Source organism: Pseudomonas sp. JBR1, from assembly GCF_028198185.1.
GTDB classification, from domain to species: Bacteria; Pseudomonadota; Gammaproteobacteria; order Pseudomonadales; family Pseudomonadaceae; genus Chryseomonas; species Chryseomonas oryzihabitans_E.
In genome coordinates this window covers 4690373-4712800 of sequence record NZ_CP116340.1, presented here as the reverse complement: position 1 = coordinate 4712800, position 22428 = coordinate 4690373, and the positions used below count along the sequence as shown (strand labels likewise).

The following is a 22428-nucleotide window of genomic DNA, read 5'->3' as shown; positions in this document are numbered from 1 at the left end:
TCGATGTCGTCCGCTCCCCTGCCTTCCTCCCGCGCGGCCTTCCGCCCCTGTCAGCGCAGCGCCCTGGATCTCTGTACGCAATGGCCGGCGGTCGAGGCCGAGCACACCAATGCCAGGGTCATGGACCTGTTCAACGAGCGGCGCGAGATCACCAGCCTCGCGGTGATCGAGAACGACCGGCCGATCGGGCTCATCAACCGCGACATCTTCCTCTCGCAGATGAGCAAGCCGTATCACCGGGAAGTCTACGATCGCAAGAGCTGCATCGCCTTCATGGACAAGGAACCCCTGGTGGTGGACGCCGGCCTGTCCATCGAGGAGCTGACCCGCCGCACCGTCGAGGTGGGCGAGAAGGCGCTGGCCGATGGCTTCATCGTCACCCGTGAAGGCCGCTTCGTCGGCCTCGGCCTGGGCGTGCAGCTGATGCGCATCGTCGCGGATCTGCAGGCCGAGAAGAATCGCCAGATCATGCACAGCATCGAATACGCCAGCGTCATCCAGCGGGCCATGCTGCGCAGTTCTCGCGAGACCCTGGCGGTGATGGCCCAGGACGCCACCCTGGTCTGGCAGCCGCGCGACGTGGTCGGCGGCGACTTCTATCACTTCGCCCAATACGAAGACGGCTGGTTCGGCGCCATCGCCGACTGCACCGGCCATGGGGTGCCCGGCGCCTTCATGACCATGATCGCCTCGTCCTCCCTGACCCAGGCCCTGCAACAACTGGGGCCGCGTGATCCTTCCGCCCTGCTGGCGGCGATCAACGTGAGTGTCAAGGCGATGCTCGGGCAATCCGGGGGCATCTCCGAATCCAACGACGGCCTGGACCTGGCCTGCTTCTGGGTGGATCGCCACGGCCACGGCCTGACCTATGCGGGCGCCCGCCTGCCGCTCCATCTCCTGGCGCCCGACGCCGCGGAGGTCCTGACCCTGGCTCCCCTGCGCCTGGGCCTGGGGTATGCCGACAGCCCGCTGGAGCAGTGCTGGCCAGCCACCACCCTGCCGCTGCCACCGGGAAGCCTGCTGTTCGCCACCACCGATGGCCTGCTCGACCAGATCGGCGGCCCGCGACGCACCTCCTTCGGCAAGAAACGCGCCCTGAATCGGCTGACCGACTTGCGCACGGCGCCGACCGCGGTGTTCTGCCAGCAACTCGCCGACGATCTCGCCGCCTGGCAAGGCGACGAGCAGCGCCGCGACGACCTTACCCTCTTCTGCATCCGCGTGGACTGACGTCATGCTGACCTCCCTAGCCGAGAACGGGGCCTTCCTGGAGATCGCCCAGCAGCAACAGGTGATCTTCTATCACCACGGTTACTTCTCCCATGGCATCGTCGCCGCCATGGCCGAGGTGGTGAAACTGCAACTGGAATTCGAGGGCATCAGCGGCGCCACCCGGCGCAAGCTGTTTTCCTCCTTCATCGAACTGTCACAGAACGTCCTGCACTATTCCGCCGATGCCCTGCCCCCGGACACGCTCGCGGACGCCAAGCTGGGCCAGGGTTCGGTCTGTATCACCCGCCAGGACGGCAACTACCAGATGCTCTGCGCCAATCCCATCGTCAGCGACAAGGTCCAGGCCCTGCGCGCACGCCTCGAACCCCTGTGCAGCATGTCGATCGAGCAGATCAAGCAGGCCTACCGCGAGTCCCTGCGCGCCGAGACCCCCACCGACAGCAAGGGCGCCGGCCTGGGCTTCCTGACCATGGCGCGCGATGCCAGCGCGCCGCTGGAGTTCGCCTTCCATCCGTCCACGCGGAATCCGGGCACCGCCCTGTTCTGCCTGAAAGCCATCATCTGACCAGGGCCTACTCTCGTATGGACAATCTGTTCATCGCCCCCACGCCCACGTCGCCCGAGGTGGATTTCCGCTTCGCCGAAGACGTGCTTTGGCTCAAGGGTGAATCCTTTCCGGAAAACGCCGCCGCCTTCTATCTGCCCGTGATCGAGCAGCTACGCGCCTATCTCGACCAGCGGCAGGAGGCCACGCTGCTGGTACATGTCGCCCTCGCCTACTTCAACAGTTCCAGCACCAAGATGCTGTTCACCCTGTTCGACGCCCTGGACCAGGCGGCCCAGGCCGGCAACCGGGTGGAGCTACACTGGTACTACGATGCCGAAGACGAGACCATCCAGGAGTTCGGCGAAGAGTTGCGGCTGGACTTCCAGGCCCTGGCGTTCGTCGAGCATCCCGAGCTGCCGGCATGACCGCCAGCGTCCGGCGCTATAGCCCGGCCGATCCAGGCCCCGACCTGTTCGAGCAGGAGGCCGGGGTCCTGCAGGCGGCACGCGCACTCTATACGGCCGATGACGCCGACGCCGAACGCTACCGAGCCGCGCTGGGCGACCTGACCCTGCACTTCGAGCGGCTGATGCGCGAGACACGCCGGCTGATCGCGCGCAGCGACCGCGCCGAGCGCGAGATGAATGCCCTCAACCAGCAGTTGCAGACCCTCACCCAACAGCTGGAGTACCGAGCCACCCACGATGCCCTGACCGGGGTGCTCAATCGCGGCGCGGTCATCGACCAGGCGGGCCAGGCCCTGCGCCAGGGTGGCGGCGCCATGATCGTGCTGGACATCGATCACTTCAAACGCATCAACGACGAATTCGGCCATCCGGTCGGAGACCGGGTTATCCAGGCCATCGCCCGCTGTCTGCAGGAGATCGTCCAGGCGCCGGCCATCGTCGGCCGGGTAGGCGGCGAGGAATTCACCGTCTTGCTGCCAACCACGGCGCGGGACGAAGCCCTGGCCATGACCGAGCGCCTGCGCCTGCGCATCGCCCAGGACACGACAGGGCCGGCGCCGGTGACCGCCAGCTTCGGCCTCAGCCTGAATGCGCCGGGCACCGAGTTCGAGATCGCCTACAGCCTGGCCGATGCGGCGCTCTATCAGGCCAAGCGCGGCGGGCGCAACCAGGTGATGCTGGCCGACTAGCGGCATCCATCCGTGGGCGATCACGACCCGCCTGGCTTTTCGCGAGACGAAAAAAAGCCGCTGCGCCTGGCGAGGCACAGCGGCTTTTTCAGGTCAGCCGCTTAGGACTGCTTCCAGTCCGGATAGCGGCGCTGGTCGGGCGCTGGCGGGAAGTACTGGTACAGCCAGGTTTCGCTCAGGGCGCGGTCCTGGGTCCGGATGAAGGCGCGGAGCTGCACCGGGTCGGTCTTGTCGCTGGTGGGGTACCAGTCGAAGATCACCCGGTAGCCGCCGATCTCGTCGATCTTGAGCACATGGAAATCCTGCACCTTGCCGTCGGTGGCGGTCACCACCGGCTCGATGCCGGTGCCCTCGGGCAGGAAGGACAGGCCGCCACCATTGAAGTCGATGGCGAAGCGCCGTGCCCAGACCTTCGGCCAATGCTCACCGGGCGCCCAGCCTTCGGGGAAGCCGCCGATCCCGGAACGGGTCGCGTAGACCCGCGCCAGCGGGGTGCTCACCGGTGGCAACGCGCTCCAGTGCAGCTTGTAGCCATAGTGCAGCGACTTGCCGGCGGTGATGGTCTCGGCCGGAGCCCAGAAGGCCACGATGTTGTCCAGGGTCTCGCCGGTGGTGGGGATCTCCAGCAACTGGATGGCACCCTCGCCCCACGCGGAGGTGGGCTCGACCCACAGGCTCGGCCGGCGGTCGTAGCGGACCATGACGTCCTGGTAGCTTTCGAACTCGTGATCGGTCTGCACCAGGCCGAAGCCCTTGGGACTGTCGTCCTTGAAGGCGTTGAATTGCAGCTTGGGCGGGTTGTTCAGCGGGCGGCAGATCCACTCGCCGTTGCCCTTCCACATGGCCAGGCGGTCGGAGTCGTGGATTTGCGGATGGTAGGTGTTGCAGCTCTGGCGCTCGTGGGTGCCACAGCTGAACATGCTGGTCATGGGCGCGATGCCCAGTTGCTTGATGTCGCGACGGGCGTTGACGTTGGCGTCCACGTCCATCACCACCCGGTCGTTCAGGCAGTCGATGTCGAAGCGATAGGCACCGGTGGCGCTGGGCGAATCCAGCAGCGCATAGACCACGAAGCGGGTGCTGTTCTTGTTCGGGGTGACGAACCAGAACTTGGTGAAATCCGGGAATTCCTCGGGCCGATCGGCGTAGGTATCGATGGCCAGGCCACGGGCCGAAAGGCCGTACTGGCGGGTCTTGTCGACGGCGCGGAAGTAGCTGGCGCCCAGGAAGGAGACGATGTCGTACTGGGCCAGGTGCGGCGCCTTGAACAGCTTGAAGCCAGCAAAGCCCAGGTCGCCCTTGAGCTGGCTCTTGTCGACACCGCTGTCGTTGTAGTTGAACAACTCGGGGCGGAAGTGGACTTCCTTGGCCTCGTTGGTCTTGGGGTCCACCGAATACATGTGCACGGGTGTCTTGAAGCCCATGCCGACATGGAAGAACTGCACGTCCAGCTGGCCCTTGAGGTCGTGCCAGAGCGAATGCTGGGCATCGTAGCCAATGGCGTTGAACTGCTGGGGCGTCATGTTCGCCAGGGTATCGGGCAGCTTCTGGGCGGTAGGCTGGTAGGCCTTGCCGGCCAGCTCCTTGGCATGCTGCTTGAGCCAGTCGAAATCGAAGGCCTGGCCGTCGCCATTGGCCGGATTGGCAAAGGCCTGGAGGGCGAACAGCCCGGTGGAAGGAATGCCGGTGTAGGCCGCCAGGGCCAGGGACGCTTTGAGCAGGTGTCGACGCTGCATGGATCAACCTTGGTCACTAAGGATGAAAAGATTCGGCCCAGCCGAACCGCCAGAGAGAAAAAGAATGCACGATACCCGGATAGGTTCGCCATCGCACCGGTGAACTGCAGCCTAGCGCACGCTCTGGCCTGCCAGAGGGGTTACCAAAGCTTTCCGGATCACAGTTCGGGTTGCCGGGCAGCCTCAAAGGTGCGCCCTGGCGCTCACCCCACCGCGCTTTCTGCGCCTGTCGAGTACCGCCATGCCCATCGATACCGTCGCCTTCGGGCAACCCAGCCCCATCCTGCGCATCTTCGATGACGAAAAGGCGCGTGAATTCTATTGCAGCTTCCTGGGCTTCCGCCTGGTCTGGGAGCATCGCTTCGAGCCGGGATTGCCGCTCTACGCCGAGGTCGAGCGGGCCGGTCTGCGCCTGCATCTTTCCGGCCATCATGGCGACGCCTGTCCCGGCTCGACGGTCTTCGTACGGCTGACCGGCATCCGCGCCCTGCAGACCGAGCTGCTGGCCAAGGATTACGGCTTCGCCCGCCCGAGCATCGAGGAACTGCCCTGGGGCCTGGTGATGGAGATCGCCGATCCCTTTGACAACAGGTTGAGGTTTTGCGAGGACGAGGTGGCGGGTTAGCCCCCGGCGCGGGCCCGCTTCGTTGGGCTTCGACGGTGGAGCTGTCTCAACCCAACCTACGGGAGACCCTGGATGGACTTGGCTATCAGGGCAGGCACACTTCGTGGAAAACGCTACGCGGTTTTCCACCCTACGCCGGCGTCACGCCCCCCTGCCGCTCCGCTCCCTCTCCCTCTCCCTCTCCCTCTCCCTCTCCCTCTCCCTCGGGGAGAGGGTTGGGGTGAGGGAAAGGCACCACCCACGGTCACCGTCTCATTCGTAGGTTGGGCTGAGCGCAGCGAAGCCCAACGGCCTCAGGCCGGCAACGGCTCCAACAGGGGCACCGTGCCCTCCTCCACCTGCCACCAGGTCGGCAGCAGCGCCCTGACCTCGGGCTGGGTGAATCGGTCGTCGATGAGGTAGAGGCAGCCGCGGTCCTGCACGGTACGGATCACCCGGCCGGCGGCCTGGATGACCTTCTGTAGTCCTGGATAGAGATAGGCGTAGCGATAGCCATCACCGAAGCGCCGCTGCAGGCGCTGGCGCAGCTGTTCGTTGACCGGATTGAGCTGGGGCAGGCCCAGGGTGGCGACGAAAGCGCCAATCAGGCGGTCGCCGGGCAGGTCGATGCCCTCGCCGAAACTGCCGCCCAGAACGGCGAAACCGATACCACGGCCATCAGCCTGGAAACGGTCGAGAAAGGCCTGGCGCGCGGCTTCGTCCATACCGCGCGATTGGCGCCACTGGGGGACGTCAGGTGCCAATTCGGCCAGGGCTTCGGCCACCTGGTCGAGGTAGTCGAAGCTGCTGAAGAAGGCCAGGTAGTTGCCCGGTCGCTGGCGATAGCGGCTGGCGATCAGGGCGGCGATGGGTACGCGGGAGGCGGCGCGGTCGGCGTAGCGGGTGGAGAGCCGCACCAGGCGCACCTCCAGCTGCTCGGCGGCGAAGGGCGAGGCGACATCGACCCAGGCACTGCCAACCGGGATCCCGAGCAGGTCGCGGTGAAAATGCTGGGGAATCAGGGTGGCGGAGAACAGGGTGCAGCTGTGGGCCGCCGCCAGCCGCGGGCCGACGAAGGGTGCCGGCACCAGGTTACGCAGGTTGAGTTGCGACTGCGCCTTGCCACGGCCCTTGAGCAGGGTGACATCGAACAGCGAGTGATCGCCAAAGGTCTCGCCCAAGCGCATGAACTGCAGCAGGTCGAAGAACAGCGTCTGCAACTCCGGCGCCGGGGGCTGGCCGGGTTCGCCGAAATGCTCGGTGAGCAGACCCACCACCCGTTGCAGGGCGGTGAGGAAGGCGGCGGGCAATTCCGCCTGCACCTGGTAGTCGACCTGCTGCTCCTTGTGCAGGCGGTTCCATTCGCGATTGAGCGCCTGCAGGCTCTTGGCGATTGCCGGTGGTGCCACGCTCTTGCCGGCGGCCAGACGACGCTGGTCAAGACTGGCGCTGTACATGCCACGGGCGCGGTCGAGCAGGTTGTGGGCTTCGTCCACCAGCACCCCGACCCGCCACTCCTGGGTCTGGGCCAGGGCATGGAGCATGGCACTGCCGTCGAAATAGTAGTTGTAGTCGCCCACCACCACGTCGCTCCAGCGCGCCAGTTCCTGGGCCAGGTAGTAGGGGCAGACCTCATGGGCCAGGGCGGTCTCCCGCACCCGCGCCCGGGTCAGCTGCGTGGGTTCGGCCAGGGCGGCGGCGCGGGCGGCCGGCAGTCGGTCGTAGAAGCCTCGTGCCAACGGACAGGACTCGCCATGGCAGGCCAGTTCCGGGTGCTCGCAAGCCTTGTCCCGCGCCACCAGTTCCAGCACCCGCACCGGTGCGGCCAGGGACTCCAGCCCATGCAGGGCCAGGGCGCGGCCGGGGGTCTTGGCGGCGAGGAAGAACAGCCGATCCAGGTTCTGCCGCGGCATGGCCTTGAGCAGCGGGAACAGGGTGCCCACCGTCTTGCCGATGCCGGTGGGCGCCTGGGCCAGCAGGCAACAGCCGACGCTGGCGGCCTTGTAGACGGCTTCCGCCAGCGGCCGCTGGCCGTGGCGGAAGTCGGCATGGGGAAAGGCCAGGGTCGCCAGCGCCTCATTGCGCGCGGCGCGATGGGCCAGCTCCTGGCGCGCCCAGGCGAGAAAGCGCGAGCACTGCAAGGCGAAGTGCTCAGCCAGATCGGCCGCCGTCCAGGCTTCGGTGAAGACGGTCTCGGCGCCACTGCCGATGTCGAAATAGACCAGCGCCAGGGTCAGCCCGGATAACTCACGACTCTGGCAAAGCAGATGCCCATAAACCTTGGCCTGGGCCCAATGCAGGTGACGATGGTTGCCGGGCTGGCGGTCCAGGCTGCCCCTGTGGGTCTTGATCTCTTCCAGGCGATTGGCAGCGGCGTCGAAGCCATCGGCGCGACCACGCACCTGCAGGTCCTCGAAGTCGCCCTGCAGGCTGACCTCGCGCTCATAGCCGGGACCGCGCCGCGCCGCCACCCGCTGGTGGCCTTCGATACCTTCCAGGGCGGTGGGCGACGGGGTGAACCTGAGATCCAGGTCGCCGGCCTTGGCGGTGAATTCGCAGAGGGCGCGAACGGCGATGCGATAGCTCATGCGGAGGTCGCGGCCACCTGCCACTGCACGTGGCAGACGCTGACCGGGATGTCATGGGCGGCGAAGAAGTCCAGCCAGCGGCGCTGGTTGTCCTGCAGGCGGTCGCCCGGGCCCTTGACCTCGATCATCCGGTAGCGGCCTTCCGCTGGCCAGAATTGGATCAGGTCGGGCAAGCCGGTGCGGTTGTTTTCCGGATCCTCCAGCAGCCGCTCGAAGCACAGGCGCAGGTGACGCGCCGGCAGGCAGGCCAGGGCCTGGTCGAGCAAGTCGCTGCCGAGGATGCCCCAGGCGACGAAGGGCGAGGCCAGGCCGCGCTTGGCGGCGAAACGCTCGCGGATCACCGCCGCGTAGGAGCCATCGTCCAGCCGCGCCAGGCAGGCGGCGAAGGCCTCGGCGCGGCGTTCGCGGAAGCCCGGCAGACGCAGGTCGGCCGGCTCGCGCTGATAGGGGTGGAAGAAGGCGCCGGGGATAGCCAGGAAGATGGCGTCCCAGCACAGCAGGCCGAAGAGGCTGGTGAGCAGGGTGTTTTCCACATAGTGCACCGGCGCCTCGTCGCGGCCCAGGTGCTCGCGCACCAGCCACTCGACCCGGCGCAGGCCGTCGTTGACCAGTTCGAAATCGAGGCGCTCCACCGGGCTGGCGGGGCGGCGTTTGTTGGGCGGGCCACCTTGCTTGCGCACCAGCCGCGGCAGGATACGCGCCACCTGCTGGCGCTCGGCGTCATGGGCCGGTGCGGCGGCGATGGCTTCCGCCAGCGCCTGGGCGGCGGGCCAGTCCTCCAGCCGTTCGAGCATGCGCAAAGCGCGAATACGCGACTCGGGATGCGCCGAGGCGGCATAGAGCGCCTGCGCCTGGGCCAGTTCGCCGAGGCGCTCGTGGTGCTGGGCCAGTTCGTGGAGCAGCTTGCCCCGACGCAATTCCAGCCAGGTGTTGGCAAAGCGCTCGGCGGGCAGCAGTGGCAGCAGTTCGGCGGCTGGCAGGCCATCGCGCAGCGCCTGGCGACAGCGCTGGATATGCAGATAGGCATCCACCTCGTGCCGCTGCCCGAAGGCGCGGGATTCAGCACTGAAGGCCACCGTCTCGTACTGGAAGATGCCCAGATCGGCCAGCACGAAGTCGGTCCAGTCCTGGTGCAGATTGCCAAAGAACAGCAGGCGCAGGCGGTCGCAGAGATCCATCAGCGTCAGGCGCCAGACGCCCTCTTCCACCAGCTCCGGCACCGTGCCGGCCCAGCCGCTGAAGGCCAGGGGCGTGGCCTGTTCGGCTTCCAGGCGGGCCAGCCAGTCTTCCTTGCGGCCGGCCTTGGGCAGGCGGGCGCCGAAACAGCCGAGCAGTTCTTCCTTGCGCAGCAGGGCGAAGAGTTCGATCAGGTGCAATTCGGGATCGGAAAGCAGCCAGCCAAGGTCCACCAGCGGCAAGGCGGCGGCACGCGGGCAGCCGATCTCGCTGTAGACCAGCTTGCTGGCGCGGAACACCTCGCCCTTGCGCATTACCAAGCGCACCAGCAATGCCCGCGAGGGCTGTGGCAAGTCGGCGAAGGCCGCGATGAAACCCTGCTCGTGGTCATCGAGCAGATCGGGATAGCGCAGGGCAACCCAGTCCAGTACCCGCTGGAAGTTGTGCAGATAATAGAGGGGATCTTCGAGCGGAGCGTTCATGACGACACGGGCAATAGGCGAGCGGCTGGCTATTTATCCAGCCCCGACCGGAGCGGGCAACCCTGAAGCGATGCGCGGTCGTTCGCCCAGGCGGTCGTGCGATTTCCAGGTTGAAGAAGCCGACCAGTAGTCATACGATGACTGACAAAGACCGCCGTCATAATTACAAGTCCAGGAGTCTGAGCGTGAAGATCAAACGCATCAAAGTCACCCCCATCGCCTTTCGCGATGCGCCGCTGCTCAATGCCAGCGGCATCCACGAACCCTATGCGCTGAGATCCATCATCGAGGTGGAAGGCGACAACGGCTACATCGGCCTCGGCGAAAGCTACGGCGACGCCCCGGTGCTGGCAGTGCTCAAGGCCATGGAAAGCAGCCTGGTCGGCCTCTCCGCCTGGGATCTCAATGGCCTGCGCGCGCGGGTGGTGGAGACCGTCGCCAGTCTCGCCGGCGGCGTGGTGGCCGGTGCGGAGCTGGCGCCCGGCTCCCATCCGAGCAAGCAGGTGGCCAATGCCTATTCCGCCTTCGAGGTGGCCTTCCTCGATCTGCAGGCACGCTCCCTGGGCATTCCGCTGGTGGAGCTGCTCGGTGGCGCGGTGCGCCGCGAAGTCCCCTTCAGCGCCTACCTGTTCCTCAAGTACGCCGAGCACATCGACGCTCCCTACCCGCCCGATCGCTGGGGCGAGGCCATCAGCCCCGAGCAGGTGGTGGCCCAGGCCGCGCGGATGATCGAGGAGAACGGCTTCCAGAGCATCAAGCTCAAGGCCGGCACCCTGCTTGGCCCGGATCACGAAGCGGCCTGCATCAAGGCACTGCGCCAGGCCTTTCCCCAGGCACCGCTGCGGATCGACCCCAACGGCAACTGGTCGCTGGAAACGTCCCTGCGCATCGCCGAGGTCCTGGCGGGCGACCTCCAGTACTACGAGGACCCGACCCCCGGCCTCGACGGCATGGCCGAACTGCATCGGCGCACCGGCATTCCCCTGGCCACCAACATGGTGGTCACCGACTTCGACGAATTCCGCCGCAGCGTGGCGCAGAACAGCGTGCAGATCGTGCTCGCCGACCACCACTACTGGGGCGGCCTGCGGGATACCCAGATCCTCGCGCGGATGTGCGACACCTTTGGCCTGGGCGTCTCCATGCACTCCAACTCGCACCTGGGCATCAGCCTCATGGCCATGACCCATGTGGCCGCCGCCGTGCCCAATCTCGCCTATGCCTGCGACACCCACTACCCGTGGCAGGAAGAGGACGAGGAAGTCATCCAGGGCGGCAAGCTGCCGATCCGCAACGGCTGCGTGGCGATCACCGACGCCCCCGGCCTGGGTGTGGAGCTGGATCAGGAGCAACTGGCCAAGCTGCATGAGCAGTTCCTCGCCATCGACATCCGCAGCCGCGACGACGTGCGCCAGATGCGCAAGTACCAGCCGGACTGGGAGACGCGCAAGCCGCGCTTCTGACGCCTCCAGCAGCCCACCCGAGCCCGGACGACCGGCCCCGCGCCGGCCGTCGACGGCTCCGCCTCCCGCCCCTTCGCTGTGTACAATCGGCGGCGCACGACAGTGCCCAAGAACAACGAAAAAATACGCACAGGGAATCGGGGGAAGATGTTGAACGCACCACGCCTCACCGCACTCATGCTCGGCCTGGGACTGGCCATCGGTGCCACCCTCGCCTCGGCGCAAGACGCCGATCCGGCGCGCGCCTACGTCGACGCCCTGCTGGCGAAGATGACCCTGGAGGAAAAGATCGGCCAGCTCAATCTGGTGAGCGTCGGGCCGGACTATCCCAAAGAAGCCATCATGGCGGACATCCGCGCCGGCAAGGTGGGCGCCATGTTCAACACCGTGACCCGCCCCGACATCCGCCAGATGCAGGACCAGGTCGTGCACAGCCGGCTGAAGATCCCGCTGTTCTATGCCTATGACGTCATCCACGGCATGCGCACCATCTTCCCCATCAACCTGGGCCTGGCCAGCACCTGGAATCTCGACGCCATCGCCACCAGCGCGCACATCTCCGCCATCGAGGCGGCCGCCGACGGCCTCGACCTGACCTTCTCCCCCACCGTTGACGTCACCCGCGAACCGCGCTGGGGCCGTGCCTCCGAGACCTTCGGCGAGGACACCTGGCTGACCTCGCGCATCGGCGCCACCCTGGTACGCGCCTACCAGGGCAACGACCTGCGCGCGCCCGACAGCCTCATGGCCAGCATCAAGCACTTCGGCGGTTACGGCGCGGTGGAAGCTGGGCGTGACTACAGCAACGTCGACATGAGTCCGCAGCGGCTGATGCAGGACTACCTGCCACCCTATCGCGCCGCCGCCGAGGCCGGAGCCGGCGCGGTGATGGTGGCCCTGAACAGCATCAACGGCGTTCCGGCCACGGCCAATCGCTGGCTGCTGCAGGACCTCTTGCGCAAGGACTGGAACTACCAGGGCCTGTTGATCAGCGATCACGGCGCCATCAACGAACTGGTCTTGCACGGCGTGGCCAAGGACACCCGCGACGCCGCCGAGCAGGCGCTCAAGGCCGGTGTCGAGCTGAACATGCACGACGACGTCTATGGCAAGCAGCTGCCCGCCCTGCTGGCGGCCGGCAAGGTGACCCAGGCCGAGATCGACCAGGCCGTGCGCGACATGCTGCTGACCAAGTACCGCCTGGGCCTGTTCGACGACCCCTACCGTCGCCTGCAGGGCCAGGACCCGGTCGACACCAACGCCGAATCGCGCCTGCACCGCGCCGAGGCGCGCCAGGTGGCCCGCGAGAGCCTGGTGCTGCTGAAGAACGAGAAGGCCGTCCTGCCGCTGCGCAAGGGCGCCACCCTGGCCGTGGTCGGTCCGCTGGCCGACAGCCCGCGCGACGTCATGGGCAACTGGTCCGCCGCTGGCGTGGCCGCCCAGGCGGTCTCCATCCGCCATGGGCTGGAAAACGCCGTGGCCGGCCAGGGCAAGGTGCTCTATGCCAAGGGCGCCAACCTGCTGGACGACCGCGATGTGCTGGCCTACCTCAACTCCTATGAACCCGCGGTCGCGGTGGACCCGCGCAGCGCCAGCGAATTGATCGCCGAAGCCGTGGCCACCGCGCGCCAGGCCGACGTGGTGGTGGCCGTGGTCGGCGAGTCGCAGGGCATGGCCCACGAGGCCTCCAGCCGCGCCCGCATCAGCGTGCCCGACACCCAGCGTGAGCTGATCAAGGCGCTCAAGGCCACCGGCAAGCCGCTGGTGCTGGTGCTGATGAATGGCCGCCCGCTGGCCCTGGAATGGGAACAGGAGCAGGCCAACGCGCTGCTGGAAGCCTGGTTCCCCGGCACCGAGGGCGGCAACGCCGTGGCCGATGTGCTGTTCGGCGACCACAACCCGTCCGGCAAGCTGACCATGACCTTTCCCCGCGAAGTGGGCCAGGTGCCGCTGTACTACAACCACCTGAGCAGCGGCCGGCCCTTCGACGCGGCCAAGCCGAACAAGTACACCTCGCGCTACTTCGACATCGTCAACGGCCCGCTCTACCCCTTCGGCTATGGCCTGAGCTACACCACTTTCGACGTCTCGGCGCCGCAACTATCCAGCGCCACCCTGAAGAAGGGCGGCACCCTGACTGCCAAGGTCACGGTCAAGAACACCGGCACCCGCGCCGGCGCCACCGTCGTGCAGCTCTACCTGCACGACGTGACCGCCTCCCTGGCGCGACCGGTCAAGGAGCTCAAGGGCTTCCAGAAGGTGATGCTGCAACCGGGCGAGAGTCGCGAGCTGGACTTTCCCATCACCGAGGCGGACCTGCGCTTCTACAACAACGACCTCAAGCTGGTCTCGGAACCGGGCGAATTCAAGGTGATGGTCGGCCTGGATTCGGAGCGGGTGCGGGAAGGGAGTTTCACGTTGCTCTAGGGGGCTGCCCTCACCCCAACCCTCTCCCAAAGGGAGAGGGGGTAAAGCGTGCATCTTGATACCGCCCCACCTCCCTTCACGCTTTTACCGCCCCCTCTCCCAGGGTGAGAGGGGATAAAAGCGTACCTCTCGATGCCGCCGCCTCCCTTCGCGCCTTTGCCGCCCCCTCTCCCTCTGGGAGAGGGTTGGGGTGAGGGAAAGGGTACGCACCTTGAATCCGGCCCGCCGGGCTTTGCTGCGCTCAACCCAACCTACACAGGTTCCGTAGATTGAGTTGCGGGCGTTCTATCGCCACAGCCCAGCAAACCGAGCCAAGCCGCGTACCTGCTGCTTATTGTTAAGGATCTGATCGCAGCCACTGCGGTATAACCTTCGATCAATGAAGAATCTCGCCAGTCTCAACTCCATCATGTCCCGCCTGCACGCCAAGCAGCTGCGCCTGCTCATCGCCCTGGCGGAAAAGGGCTCGCTGCTCAATGCGGCGGACGGCCTGGGGCTCACGCAGCCGGGCGCCAGCAAGGCGCTCAAGGAGCTGGAATCCACGCTGGGGGTGGAGTTGTTCCTGCGCACCAACCGCGGTCTGCTGCCGACGCCGGCCGGCACCTGTGCGATCCGCTTCGCCCGGCTGATCCAGGCCGACCTGGACAACCTGCGCCATGAGCTGCACGCCATCGCCAGTGGCTCGGGCGGCAAGTTGGCCATCGGCACCATCATGGGCGCCGTCCCCCTGCTCACCCATGCCATTTCCCGGCTGCTGGAGCTGCAGCCGCGGCTGTCGATCGAGGTGGTGGAGGACACCAGCGAGAGTCTGCTCGGCCTGGTCGATCAGGGGCGGCTGGATGCCGCCATCTGCCGGCTATCGGTGAGCGACAAGCCCGCTGCCTACGACGCCCTGGTCATCAAGGACGAGTCCCTCGCGGTCATCGCCCATGCCTCCCATCCGGCGGCTCAGCGCGAGCGAGTCGAGCTGCAGGATCTGTCGGACAGTCGCTGGGTGGTCTATCGGGCCAACATGCCCATGCGCCGCACCTTGGAGCACGAGTTCTTCGAAGCCCAGCTGCCGTTTCCGCTGCACCTGATCGAGACCACCTCGGCGCTGACCACCCTGTCGCTGCTGAGCCGCAATCCTCGGCTGGTGGCCCTGGTCTCGGTCGAGGTGGCGGACTATGTCTGCCAGCATGGCCTGGTCAGTCGCCTGCCGCTGCAGCTGAGGTCCCACAGCGAGCCCTATGAGCTGGTCTCGCGGCGCAGCGCCCAGCAGAATCCGGCGTTCGAGCTGCTCGTGGAGTCGCTCTACGCGATCCAGCAGGAGACCTGAGCACGCTCAAGGACAGCGGTCAGGGCGTGTCGCTGGTCTCCGCAGGCTCCGCTCTGGCAACGGCAGCCGCCGCGGCGATGGCCTCACCGGCATGCTCGGCGCAACAGTCGTCCTGCCAACGATAGCGGCGCGTCAGGCGACCGATGCCGGGATTGAAGGCATTGGTCGGATCGAGCTGGCGATAGTGCCGCTCCAGTTCGGGCGCCGCCTCGTAGAGGTGGCCGACATTGTGCTCGGCCGGATAGCGGGCGCCGCGGGCATCCAGCAGGTCCAGCAGGCGCCGCTTGAGCGCCGCGCAGTCGTGCCCCTTCTTCACCAGGTACTCCTGGTGCAGCACGTGGCAGAAGAAGTGCCCGCAGTACATGGTCACCTCGATCTGTTCCGCCAGCTCTGGCGGCAGGGTCTCGAACCAGTCCTGGGTGTTGCGCGGCAAGGCGATGTCCAGGGCGAGGATGTCTTCCACGGTATCCCGGTGCACCGCCCGGTAGCGATTCATGGCGTTGCCGACCGCGAAGCGATTGAGGAAGGCGGCGTTGCCCTCCTCCACGCTGCACTCGATGAAATCCGCGTCCGCGCTGGGCAGCCAGGCCTGCAGATAGGCACGCGCCTCGTCGATGCCCTCTTCGCCCATCTTCAGCAGCAGATGATGCTCGAAGCGCTCGGCGAACGCATTAAGCCGCGCCGGCAGATGCTCGGGTAGCGGCGCGGCGAGGCGTTGCAGGAGTCGGTCGCCGAGCTGGGCGCTCAGGCCCAGGCGTTCGCTCAGGGCATCGAAGCGGGTCTTCCAGGCAAAGGCCTGGGGCACCCGCTGCGCACCGCAACGCTGGATGAAGAGAAACAGATCCTTGCCGTAGGTGCGACTCAGCTCATAGGCCGTGCGGTGCATGTACTCGCCGGCGATTGGCAGAGAGGTGAAATTGACCAGGATGTGCCGGCGAATGGCTTCGAGATCGGCGGCTCGGTTGGAGCCTATGTAGAACACCCGGGTGTTGCGATCGGCTGGAAAGGTATCCAGGCGCAGGGCGAACACGGCGAGCTTGCCCGCCGAGCCCGACGCCTCGTACAGCCGCCGCGGGTCGGCGTTGTAGCGGGCCGGCGTGGCGGATGTCACGTCGCGAACGTGGCGGGCGTACTCGCGATCGGAGGCCATGGCCCCGGCCGGGTCCTGCACGGCGCTGTCGTCGAAACGCCCCTCGTCGAGCCGGCTCAGGATCTCCTCAGGGGTGTCGCCCAATTTCAGGCCCAGATGATTGACCAGTTGCAGCTGCCCGGCTTCGTCGATGCGGGCGAACAGCGACAGCTGGGTGAAGGCCGGGCCGCGGCGGATCAGCGAGCCGCCGGAGTTGTTGCAGACGCCACCGGTGATGGAGGCGCCAATGCAAGTCGAGCCGATCACCGAATGCGGCTCGCGCCCCAGGGGTTTCAGGGTCGTTTCCAACTGGCTCAGGGTCACGCCCGGCTGGGACACCACCTGCTCGCCCTGGCGCAGCAGGGCCAGGCGGGTCAGGCGCAGGGTGTTGATCAGCACCACCGGGCGGTCGTAGCCCTCGGCCACCGGGGTGGAGCCCCCGGTCAGGCCCGTGTTGGCCGCCTGGCAGATGATGATGGTCCCGGCTTGGTGACAACGCTGCAGCACCCGCCACATCTCCAGCAGGCTGCCGGGCTGCACTACGGCGAGTACCGCCCCGCCGCCATAGCGGATCCCCAGGCGGAAGCGGCGGGTCGCGGCGTCCCCCTGCAAGACGTGGCGACGCCCGACGATGGCTTGCAACTCACTGACCAGATCCATGACGCCCTCTTCGCTGGCAAAGGAACCGGGAGCGAGCAAAGGCCGCTCCCGTTCGGAAACGCGCGGGTAGCGCCGGCGCGATTACTCGGCCAGCATCCCGGCATTCGATGGCACGGGCCGCCGGGTCACCCACAGCATCAGCGCCGCACACACCAGCAGGCAACCCCCAAGCAGCATCAGGCCGACCTGCGCCGAGCCGAACAGGGTCGTCAGCAGGCCCAGCAGATAGGGCCCGGCGAAGCCGCCGAGATTGCCGAAGGAGTTGATGAGGGCAATGCCGGCTGCGGCGGCAGCGCCCTGCAGGAAGGCCCCGGGCAGTCCCCAGAACAGTGCGATGGCGCTCAGGCTGCCACCTACCGCGAAGGCGACGCCCAGGATCATCAGCAGCAGCTGCTGGGGGAAGGCCGCGCAGAGGATCAGGCCGATGCCGGCCAGTATCGACATCAAGGCACCATAGACGCGCTGGTTACCCGTGCGCTGGGCCTGGCGGGTCACCCAGACCATGGTCACCGCCCCGAACACATAGGGGATGGCGGTGATGAGGCCGATATCCAGGACCGAGGCCACCCCGGCGTTCTTGATGATGGTCGGCACCCAAAAGTTGATGCCGTAGTTGCCGAGCATCAATAGCACGTAGATGGCGGTTAGCAGCCAGATGATAGGCAGGGCAAAGAGCCGCTTGAAGGGCACGCTGACCTTGTCCGAGGCATCCACGGCGAGGCGCCGGGTCAGTTCAGCCTTTTCCTGCACGTTCAGCCACTTGGCATCCTGGATGCCGTTGTCCAGCAGGCAGAGCACCACCACCCCGATCACCACGGCCGGTATGGCCTCGATGACGAACATCCACTGCCAGCCCGCCAGCAAGCCGCTGCCGCCCATGTAGTGCATGATGGCGCCGCTGAGCGGACCGCCAAAGATGAAGGACACCGGATTGCCGAGGATGACGATGGCCATCATGCGGCTGTGCAGCGCCGAGGGAAACCAGTAGGTCAGGTAGAGGATGACCCCGGGAAAGAAGCCGGCCTCGCAGACGCCGAGCAGAAAACGCAGGCCATAGAAGGTCATCTCGTTGCTGATGCCCAGCAGCTGGGCGATGGGGCCGGTGAAGGCCATCAGCGACGAGACCAGGCCCCAGGTGATCATGATGCGCGCGATCCACAGCTTGGCGCCGACCCGATGCAGCATCAGGTTGCTGGGAACCTCGAAGATGAAGTAACCGATGAAGAAGATGCCGGCGCCCAGGCCATAGGCCGCATCGGACATGCCGAGATCGCCGAGCATGGCGAGCTTGGCGAAGCCGACGTTGACCCGGTCGAGATAGGCGATGATGTAGCCGAGCAGCAGAAGGGGCAGCACCCGCCAGGCGACCTTGCAATAGAGCGGATCGAACTGCACCGTGGGTACGGCGGTATCAGGATTGGCCATGAGGTTTCGCGTCCTTTAGTTGTTGTGATTGCCGCGCGAGGGTCTTGCATAACGGTCGTCTGTCATCCGCATCCTGTTGCCGCCCCGAACGGATTCGAGGACGGGCGGCAGGCCTGCGGACGACACGGCAGCGGAAAGGCTTTCCGCTACGGATGTCCAGGCCTCAGAACGAGGCCTGGATCAGCTGGGCGTAATCATCCGCCGTGGCTTCCCGGGGATTGGTCTTGTGGCTGTGATCGGCCAGGGCGCCAGTGACGATGCGCGGGATGAGCGCCTTATCGACGCCCATCTGCGCCAGGCCCGTCGGCAGGCGCAGGGCCTCGGCCTTGTGCGCCAGCGCCTGTTCCACCGACAACTGCGCGGGCAGCTGCATGGCCTGGGCGAGCCGTTCGAGTTTTTCCTCGCGGACCACCGACTCCGCTCCCCGGTTGAAGGCGACCACCGCCGGCAGCAGCACCGCGTTGAGGGTGCCATGGTGCAGGCGCGGATCGATGCCCCCCAGCGAATGGCTCAGGCTGTGCACGCAGCCCAGCCCCTTCTGAAAGGCCAGGGCGCCCTGCAGCGAGGCGCTGAGCATCTGGGTGCGGGCTTCCAGGTTGCTCGGCTCATTGAAGGCCAGCTCCAGATGGCGCCACGCACGGCGCAGGCCATCCAGCGCGATGCCCTCGGCCGGCGGATTGAAGCCGGGAGCGAGAAAGGTCTCGATGCAATGGGCCACCGCGTCCATGCCCGTGGCTGCCGTCAGGTGCGGCGGCAGGCTGAGCGTCAGCAGCGGATCGCAGATCGCCACGCGGGGGATGACATGGGGTGAAAGGATGCCGACCTTGCGGCCATCATCGAGAATGATGATGGCGCCTCGCCCTACTTCGCTGCCGGTGCCGGCGGTGGTCGGAATCGCCACGATGGGCACCGTCGCCGCGGTGATCCGCGCCAGCCCGCCTTCGATGACCGCGAAGTTTTTCAACGGCCCCGGATGGCGCGCGGACACGGCGATGGCCTTGGCCAGATCGATGGGCGAACCGCCGCCAACGGCGATGATGCCGTCGCACTCCGCTTCCAGAAAACAGGCCACCCCCTCGCGAGTAGCGGCTTCGGTGGGGTTGGCTGGGGTAGCGTCGAAGACCCGGTAGGCGGCCAGGGAATTCATGTCCAGCAGCTGCTCGATGAGACCGGCCGCCACCACGCCACGATCGGTGACGATCAGCGGTCGCTGGAAGCCCAGGCGCGCGCTGACTTCGGCCAGCTCCGCGGCACAGCCGGCGCCGAAGCGGATCTCCGTTACATAGTTGATTATCGCCATGACCCGTCCTGTTATTCTTGAAATTGATAGACGGCCCGACTATAGCGGCGCGCTCTTGGCCTAAATACTGAGAGGTAGCGATAGCGGTATAACCTGGAGGCAACCCGGCCTTGGCCAGGGCAATGGGGAAATCCCGCTTGGGCGCCCAGCGCTAGCTTCTGCCAGCCCTTCCCGGTCGCCTCGACTTCCCCTGGAGTTCCGATGCCCAGCCCTACCCTCGCCGCTGCCCAGTCAATCTCGATCCCCGGTGATCTCACTGCCAACCTGCGTAGCCATCTGGACGTCGTCACTGCGGCGGCCGAGGCCGGGGTGACGTTGCTGCTGTTTCCCGAGTTGTCCCTGACTGGCTACGAGCCGACCCTGGCGGCGGCGCTGGCACTGGAGCCCGCCGATATCCGTCTGCTGCCGCTGCGCGAAGCTTGTCGCGCAGCTGGGCTCACGGCCGTGGTCGGAGCGCCGGTCCAGGGTCCGACGGGGCTGCAGATCGGCGCCTTGATCCTGGGGGCGGACGGCAGCTGCCGCGTCCATACCAAGCAATACCTGCATCCGGGCGAAGCGCCGCCCTTCGTGCCGGGCAGCGGTGGCGAGCTGCTGGAGCTGCCAGGGTTGAAGGGCGCCCTGGCCATCTGCGCCGACAGCAACCAACCCGCCCACGCCGCTGCCGCCCGCGCCCGAGGCGCCGACCTCTACCTGGTCTCGGCGGTGATCGGGGCGACCGGCTATCCCGCCGACAGTGCCCAGTTGGCGGACCATGCCCGGCGCCTGGGCATGGCCGTGCTCATGGCCAATCATGGCGCTCCCACCGGTGGCTATGCCTGCGTGGGCCGCAGCGCCTTCTGGCAGGCCGACGGGTACTGCCTGGTAGCGGCCCCCGGGGATGGCCCCTGCCTCGTGGTGGTCCGCCAGCAAGGAGACGACTGGCAAGGTGAAAGCCTGCCGCTGTCGATCTGGTAGAACCATCGACCAAAAACCGGCCATAGGGTCACTTCACGACCTGTCACAGCGCTCGGTATCCCATTCACCCTGCGACTAAAGGTCACACATCAGACGCCGATAAGGCTCTGACATCCTTTTTTCAGAACGGCGCCAAGGATGCCTTTCGCAGCGTGAACGACGCTGTAACCGCAGGAGCGACATCATGGCCTTGAATACCGTTCGGACCCGCTACACCCTGATCTTTCTAGGCTTCATCGGCGCCACCCTCGCTGCCACCGTCATCGGCATCCGTCTCTGGGTGACCCCGGACCTGGTCGCCGCCGGTGAGTCCACCGTGCTTACCCGGGTCAACGAGGTCGGCACCCGCATCTATCGCGAACTCAACCAGATCCAGGCGCAACAGCGCTCCATCACCCAGGCCGTGCCGCTGCTGGACAGCGCCGCCATCGACCGCGTGCTGCCCGGCCTGGTGGACCAGTACGGTGACACCAAGGTGTTCGGCGGTGGGATCTGGCCGCTGCCCAACCAGCGCGAGCAGGGCCGCGACAAGTTCAGCACCTTCTATCACCGCGATGCCAGCGGCAAACTGATCGTCAATACCCACTGGAACTCGCCCGAGGCGCTCAACTACTGGGAGCAGTCCTGGTTCCAGGCCGGCCTCAAGGGTCCCGCGGGCCAGTGCGTCTGGGCCGCCGCCTACAAGGACGCCGCCAGCGCCGAGCCGCGCACCAACTGCGCCATGGCCATCCAGCGCGACGGCAAGGCCTTTGGCGTGTCGACCGTCGACCTGACCCTGGGCTTTTTCAACCCGCTGGTGGAGCAGCTGCGCAAGGATCTCGACGACACCGACATGATGATCGTCGAGGCCGATGGCAAGATCCTCAGCAACCTCAGCGAACTCGGGGATTCGCAGATCCTGAACAACGTCTCGGCCTATGCCGCGCGCTCGCCCTTCGTCGCGGCGATCCAGCAGAATCTCGGCAAGCTCAAGGGCGAGGCCGTGGTGCGTGACAACTACGTCGACGAACACGGCACGCCCCACACCTTCTTCCTGCGTCCCCTGGCCGGCACGCCGTGGCTGCTCGCCACGGCGCTGCCCACCTCGCTCATCGCCGCGACCAACACCGGCATCCTCAAGACCCTGGCGGCGATCCAGTTGCCGCTGGTCCTGCTGCTGGTGGCGGTCATGGTGCTGGCGCTCGGCAAGCTGATGGGTCGCCTCGGCCTGCTGCAACGCAACATCGAATCGCTCTCCGCTGGCGATGCCGACCTGACCCGGCGCATCCCGGTGCACGGCAAGGATGAAGTGGATGCGGTGGCGGGCGCGGTCAATGGCTTCATCGGTTATCTGCAGCGGCTGATCGGCGAGGTGGGCGACGCCACCGACCGCATCGACACCGGACTCAAGCAGCTCCATGGCCAGGCCCAGCAGAACGGCGCCATCCTCGCCCGGCATGCCAGCGAAACCGACCAGGCGGTGACCGCCATCACCGAGATGAGCGCCACCTCCGACTCCGTGGCGCGCAGCGCCAGCGACACCGCCACCCTCACCCAGGCCGCCAATGGCCAGGCCGAGCGTTCCCGTGCGGTGGTCCAGCAGGCCTCGGCCAGCGTCCTGGCCCTGGTGGATCAGGTGGAAGACGCCACCCTCAAGGTGCAGGCCATGCAGGGCGATGCCCAGCGCATCAATGACGTGCTCGGGGTGATCGGCGAGATCGCCGGCCAGACCAACCTGCTGGCGCTCAACGCGGCCATCGAGGCGGCCCGTGCCGGCGAGCAGGGTCGTGGCTTCGCGGTGGTGGCCGATGAGGTCCGTGCCCTGGCCGGTCGTACCCAGCAGAGCACCGCCGAGATCAACGAGATGCTCGGCCGACTGCAGCAGGGGGTGAGCTCCGCGGTAGCGGCCATGGAAGTGACCAAGACCAGCTGCCAGAGTACCGCCGAGAAGACCCGCGAGGTCACCTCTGGCCTGGACGAGATGAACGGTTCGGTGGTGCGCATCAGCGACCTGTCGACCCAGATCGCCGCGGCGGCCGAAGAGCAGAGCGTGGTGGCCGGCGAGATCAACCAGAACATGGTCGCCGTGCGCCACATGGTCGACGACCTGGTCACCAGCGGTCAGCGCACCGCCGAGAGCACCGCGGCGGTGCAATCGTCCAACGAGCAGTTGATCGCCGTGGTCCGGCGGTTCCGGGTGAAATAAAAAAAGACCGCTGCCAGTTCGGCAGCGGTCCTTGGTATCAGCGGA

The 22428-nt window shown here is 66.6% G+C and carries 16 protein-coding genes and 1 pseudogene; 11 read left to right on the top strand and 6 right to left on the bottom strand.

Annotated elements, in window-relative coordinates; translation table 11 throughout:
- Positions 1–3 precede the first annotated feature (3 nt).
- Genes PJ259_RS21755 through PJ259_RS21740 form a run of 4 tightly spaced genes read left to right on the top strand, consistent with a single transcriptional unit; the run spans position 4 to position 2936 of the window.
- Complete coding sequence (locus tag PJ259_RS21755; RefSeq protein WP_271654148.1) at positions 4–1230, top strand: SpoIIE family protein phosphatase; 1227 nt, start codon at positions 4–6, stop codon at positions 1228–1230.
- A gap of 4 nt (positions 1231–1234) precedes the next feature.
- Positions 1235–1798 (top strand): SiaB family protein kinase, encoded by a 564-nt coding sequence (locus PJ259_RS21750; RefSeq protein WP_059313950.1) that lies wholly within the window; start codon positions 1235–1237, stop codon positions 1796–1798.
- A 17-nt stretch (positions 1799–1815) separates the two neighbouring features.
- On the top strand, positions 1816–2205 hold the full coding sequence (locus tag PJ259_RS21745) for a DUF1987 domain-containing protein (RefSeq protein WP_059313949.1): 390 nt from the start codon (positions 1816–1818) through the stop codon (positions 2203–2205).
- The gene (locus PJ259_RS21740; RefSeq protein WP_271654147.1) at positions 2202–2936 is read left to right on the top strand and encodes a GGDEF domain-containing protein; all 735 of its coding nucleotides are present in this window, start codon (positions 2202–2204) and stop codon (positions 2934–2936) included. Before PJ259_RS21745 ends, PJ259_RS21740 begins: the two co-directional genes overlap by 4 nt.
- Before the next feature lie 101 nt (positions 2937–3037).
- Here the strand turns inward: PJ259_RS21740 and PJ259_RS21735 are convergent, their stop codons facing one another.
- Positions 3038–4672, bottom strand: coding sequence for a glucan biosynthesis protein D (locus tag PJ259_RS21735; RefSeq protein WP_271654146.1), 1635 nt, complete (start codon positions 4670–4672; stop codon positions 3038–3040).
- A gap of 241 nt (positions 4673–4913) precedes the next feature.
- On the opposite strand from PJ259_RS21735, the gene PJ259_RS21730 reads away from it, so the two are divergent.
- On the top strand, positions 4914–5297 hold the full coding sequence (locus PJ259_RS21730; RefSeq protein WP_271654145.1) for a glyoxalase superfamily protein: 384 nt from the start codon (positions 4914–4916) through the stop codon (positions 5295–5297).
- Between the two features lie 293 nt (positions 5298–5590).
- On the opposite strand, the gene PJ259_RS21725 is transcribed toward PJ259_RS21730, so the two are convergent.
- Positions 5591–7864 (bottom strand): ATP-dependent DNA helicase, encoded by a 2274-nt coding sequence (locus PJ259_RS21725; protein WP_271654144.1) that lies wholly within the window; start codon positions 7862–7864, stop codon positions 5591–5593.
- Positions 7861–9522, bottom strand: a complete 1662-nt coding sequence (locus PJ259_RS21720; protein WP_271654143.1) for a VRR-NUC domain-containing protein — start codon at positions 9520–9522, stop codon at positions 7861–7863. The genes PJ259_RS21725 and PJ259_RS21720 overlap by 4 nt, the downstream gene beginning before the upstream one ends.
- 185 nt (positions 9523–9707) lie before the next feature.
- Between PJ259_RS21720 and PJ259_RS21715 the strand changes: the two genes are divergently transcribed.
- From PJ259_RS21715 to PJ259_RS21705, 3 genes are all read left to right on the top strand, one after another.
- Positions 9708–10985 carry a glucarate dehydratase family protein gene (locus tag PJ259_RS21715; protein ID WP_271654142.1) on the top strand — a complete coding sequence of 426 codons (1278 nt, stop codon included), beginning with the start codon at positions 9708–9710 and terminating at the stop codon, positions 10983–10985.
- A 147-nt stretch (positions 10986–11132) separates the two neighbouring features.
- Positions 11133–13412, top strand: coding sequence for a beta-glucosidase BglX (bglX, locus tag PJ259_RS21710; RefSeq protein WP_271654141.1), 2280 nt, complete (start codon positions 11133–11135; stop codon positions 13410–13412).
- Between the two features lie 379 nt (positions 13413–13791).
- Entirely contained in the window at positions 13792–14730 is a 939-nt protein-coding gene (locus PJ259_RS21705) for a LysR family transcriptional regulator (RefSeq protein WP_059313941.1), read from the top strand.
- 19 nt (positions 14731–14749) lie between these two features.
- On the opposite strand, the gene dld is transcribed toward PJ259_RS21705, so the two are convergent.
- The 3 genes from dld to PJ259_RS21690 all read right to left on the bottom strand — a co-directional run bounded on the left by dld (position 14750) and on the right by PJ259_RS21690 (position 19244).
- Positions 14750–16519 carry a D-lactate dehydrogenase gene (gene dld, locus PJ259_RS21700; RefSeq protein ID WP_271654140.1) on the bottom strand — a complete coding sequence of 590 codons (1770 nt, stop codon included), beginning with the start codon at positions 16517–16519 and terminating at the stop codon, positions 14750–14752.
- Positions 16520–16600: 81 nt separating this feature from the next.
- The gene (locus tag PJ259_RS21695; protein WP_271654139.1) at positions 16601–17944 is read right to left on the bottom strand and encodes an MFS transporter; all 1344 of its coding nucleotides are present in this window, start codon (positions 17942–17944) and stop codon (positions 16601–16603) included.
- Positions 17945–18107: 163 nt separating this feature from the next.
- Positions 18108–19244 carry an iron-containing alcohol dehydrogenase gene (locus PJ259_RS21690; RefSeq protein WP_271654138.1) on the bottom strand — a complete coding sequence of 379 codons (1137 nt, stop codon included), beginning with the start codon at positions 19242–19244 and terminating at the stop codon, positions 18108–18110.
- Between the two features lie 201 nt (positions 19245–19445).
- Here PJ259_RS21690 and PJ259_RS21685 point away from each other — a divergent pair, with 201 nt between their 5' ends.
- The 3 genes and pseudogenes from PJ259_RS21685 (at position 19446) to PJ259_RS23045 (ending at position 22383) form a co-directional block, all read left to right on the top strand.
- On the top strand, positions 19446–20198 hold the full coding sequence (locus PJ259_RS21685; RefSeq protein ID WP_271654137.1) for a carbon-nitrogen hydrolase family protein: 753 nt from the start codon (positions 19446–19448) through the stop codon (positions 20196–20198).
- 184 nt (positions 20199–20382) lie between these two features.
- A pseudogene (locus tag PJ259_RS23050) lies at positions 20383–21522 on the top strand (cache domain-containing protein); the annotation flags it as partial.
- Positions 21523–21675: 153 nt separating this feature from the next.
- Positions 21676–22383 (top strand): methyl-accepting chemotaxis protein, encoded by a 708-nt coding sequence (locus PJ259_RS23045; protein ID WP_420480506.1) that lies wholly within the window; start codon positions 21676–21678, stop codon positions 22381–22383.
- Positions 22384–22428: the final 45 nt, after the last annotated feature.

Excerpts from the sequence above, each read along its gene's own strand:
- PJ259_RS21755 (WP_271654148.1), top strand. The coding sequence starts at position 4 with ATGTCGTCCGCTCCCCTGCCTTCCTCCCGCGCGGCCTTCCGCCCCTGT.
- PJ259_RS21750 (WP_059313950.1), top strand. The coding sequence starts at position 1,235 with ATGCTGACCTCCCTAGCCGAGAACGGGGCCTTCCTGGAGATCGCCCAG.
- PJ259_RS21745 (WP_059313949.1), top strand. The coding sequence starts at position 1,816 with ATGGACAATCTGTTCATCGCCCCCACGCCCACGTCGCCCGAGGTGGAT.
- PJ259_RS21740 (WP_271654147.1), top strand. The coding sequence starts at position 2,202 with ATGACCGCCAGCGTCCGGCGCTATAGCCCGGCCGATCCAGGCCCCGAC.
- PJ259_RS21735 (WP_271654146.1), bottom strand. The coding sequence starts at position 4,672 with ATGCAGCGTCGACACCTGCTCAAAGCGTCCCTGGCCCTGGCGGCCTAC.
- PJ259_RS21730 (WP_271654145.1), top strand. The coding sequence starts at position 4,914 with ATGCCCATCGATACCGTCGCCTTCGGGCAACCCAGCCCCATCCTGCGC.
- PJ259_RS21725 (WP_271654144.1), bottom strand. The coding sequence starts at position 7,864 with ATGAGCTATCGCATCGCCGTTCGCGCCCTCTGCGAATTCACCGCCAAG.
- PJ259_RS21720 (WP_271654143.1), bottom strand. The coding sequence starts at position 9,522 with ATGAACGCTCCGCTCGAAGATCCCCTCTATTATCTGCACAACTTCCAG.
- bglX (WP_271654141.1), top strand. The coding sequence starts at position 11,133 with ATGTTGAACGCACCACGCCTCACCGCACTCATGCTCGGCCTGGGACTG.
- PJ259_RS21705 (WP_059313941.1), top strand. The coding sequence starts at position 13,792 with ATGAAGAATCTCGCCAGTCTCAACTCCATCATGTCCCGCCTGCACGCC.
- dld (WP_271654140.1), bottom strand. The coding sequence starts at position 16,519 with ATGGATCTGGTCAGTGAGTTGCAAGCCATCGTCGGGCGTCGCCACGTC.
- PJ259_RS21695 (WP_271654139.1), bottom strand. The coding sequence starts at position 17,944 with ATGGCCAATCCTGATACCGCCGTACCCACGGTGCAGTTCGATCCGCTC.
- PJ259_RS21690 (WP_271654138.1), bottom strand. The coding sequence starts at position 19,244 with ATGGCGATAATCAACTATGTAACGGAGATCCGCTTCGGCGCCGGCTGT.
- PJ259_RS21685 (WP_271654137.1), top strand. The coding sequence starts at position 19,446 with ATGCCCAGCCCTACCCTCGCCGCTGCCCAGTCAATCTCGATCCCCGGT.
- PJ259_RS23045 (WP_420480506.1), top strand. The coding sequence starts at position 21,676 with ATGAGCGCCACCTCCGACTCCGTGGCGCGCAGCGCCAGCGACACCGCC.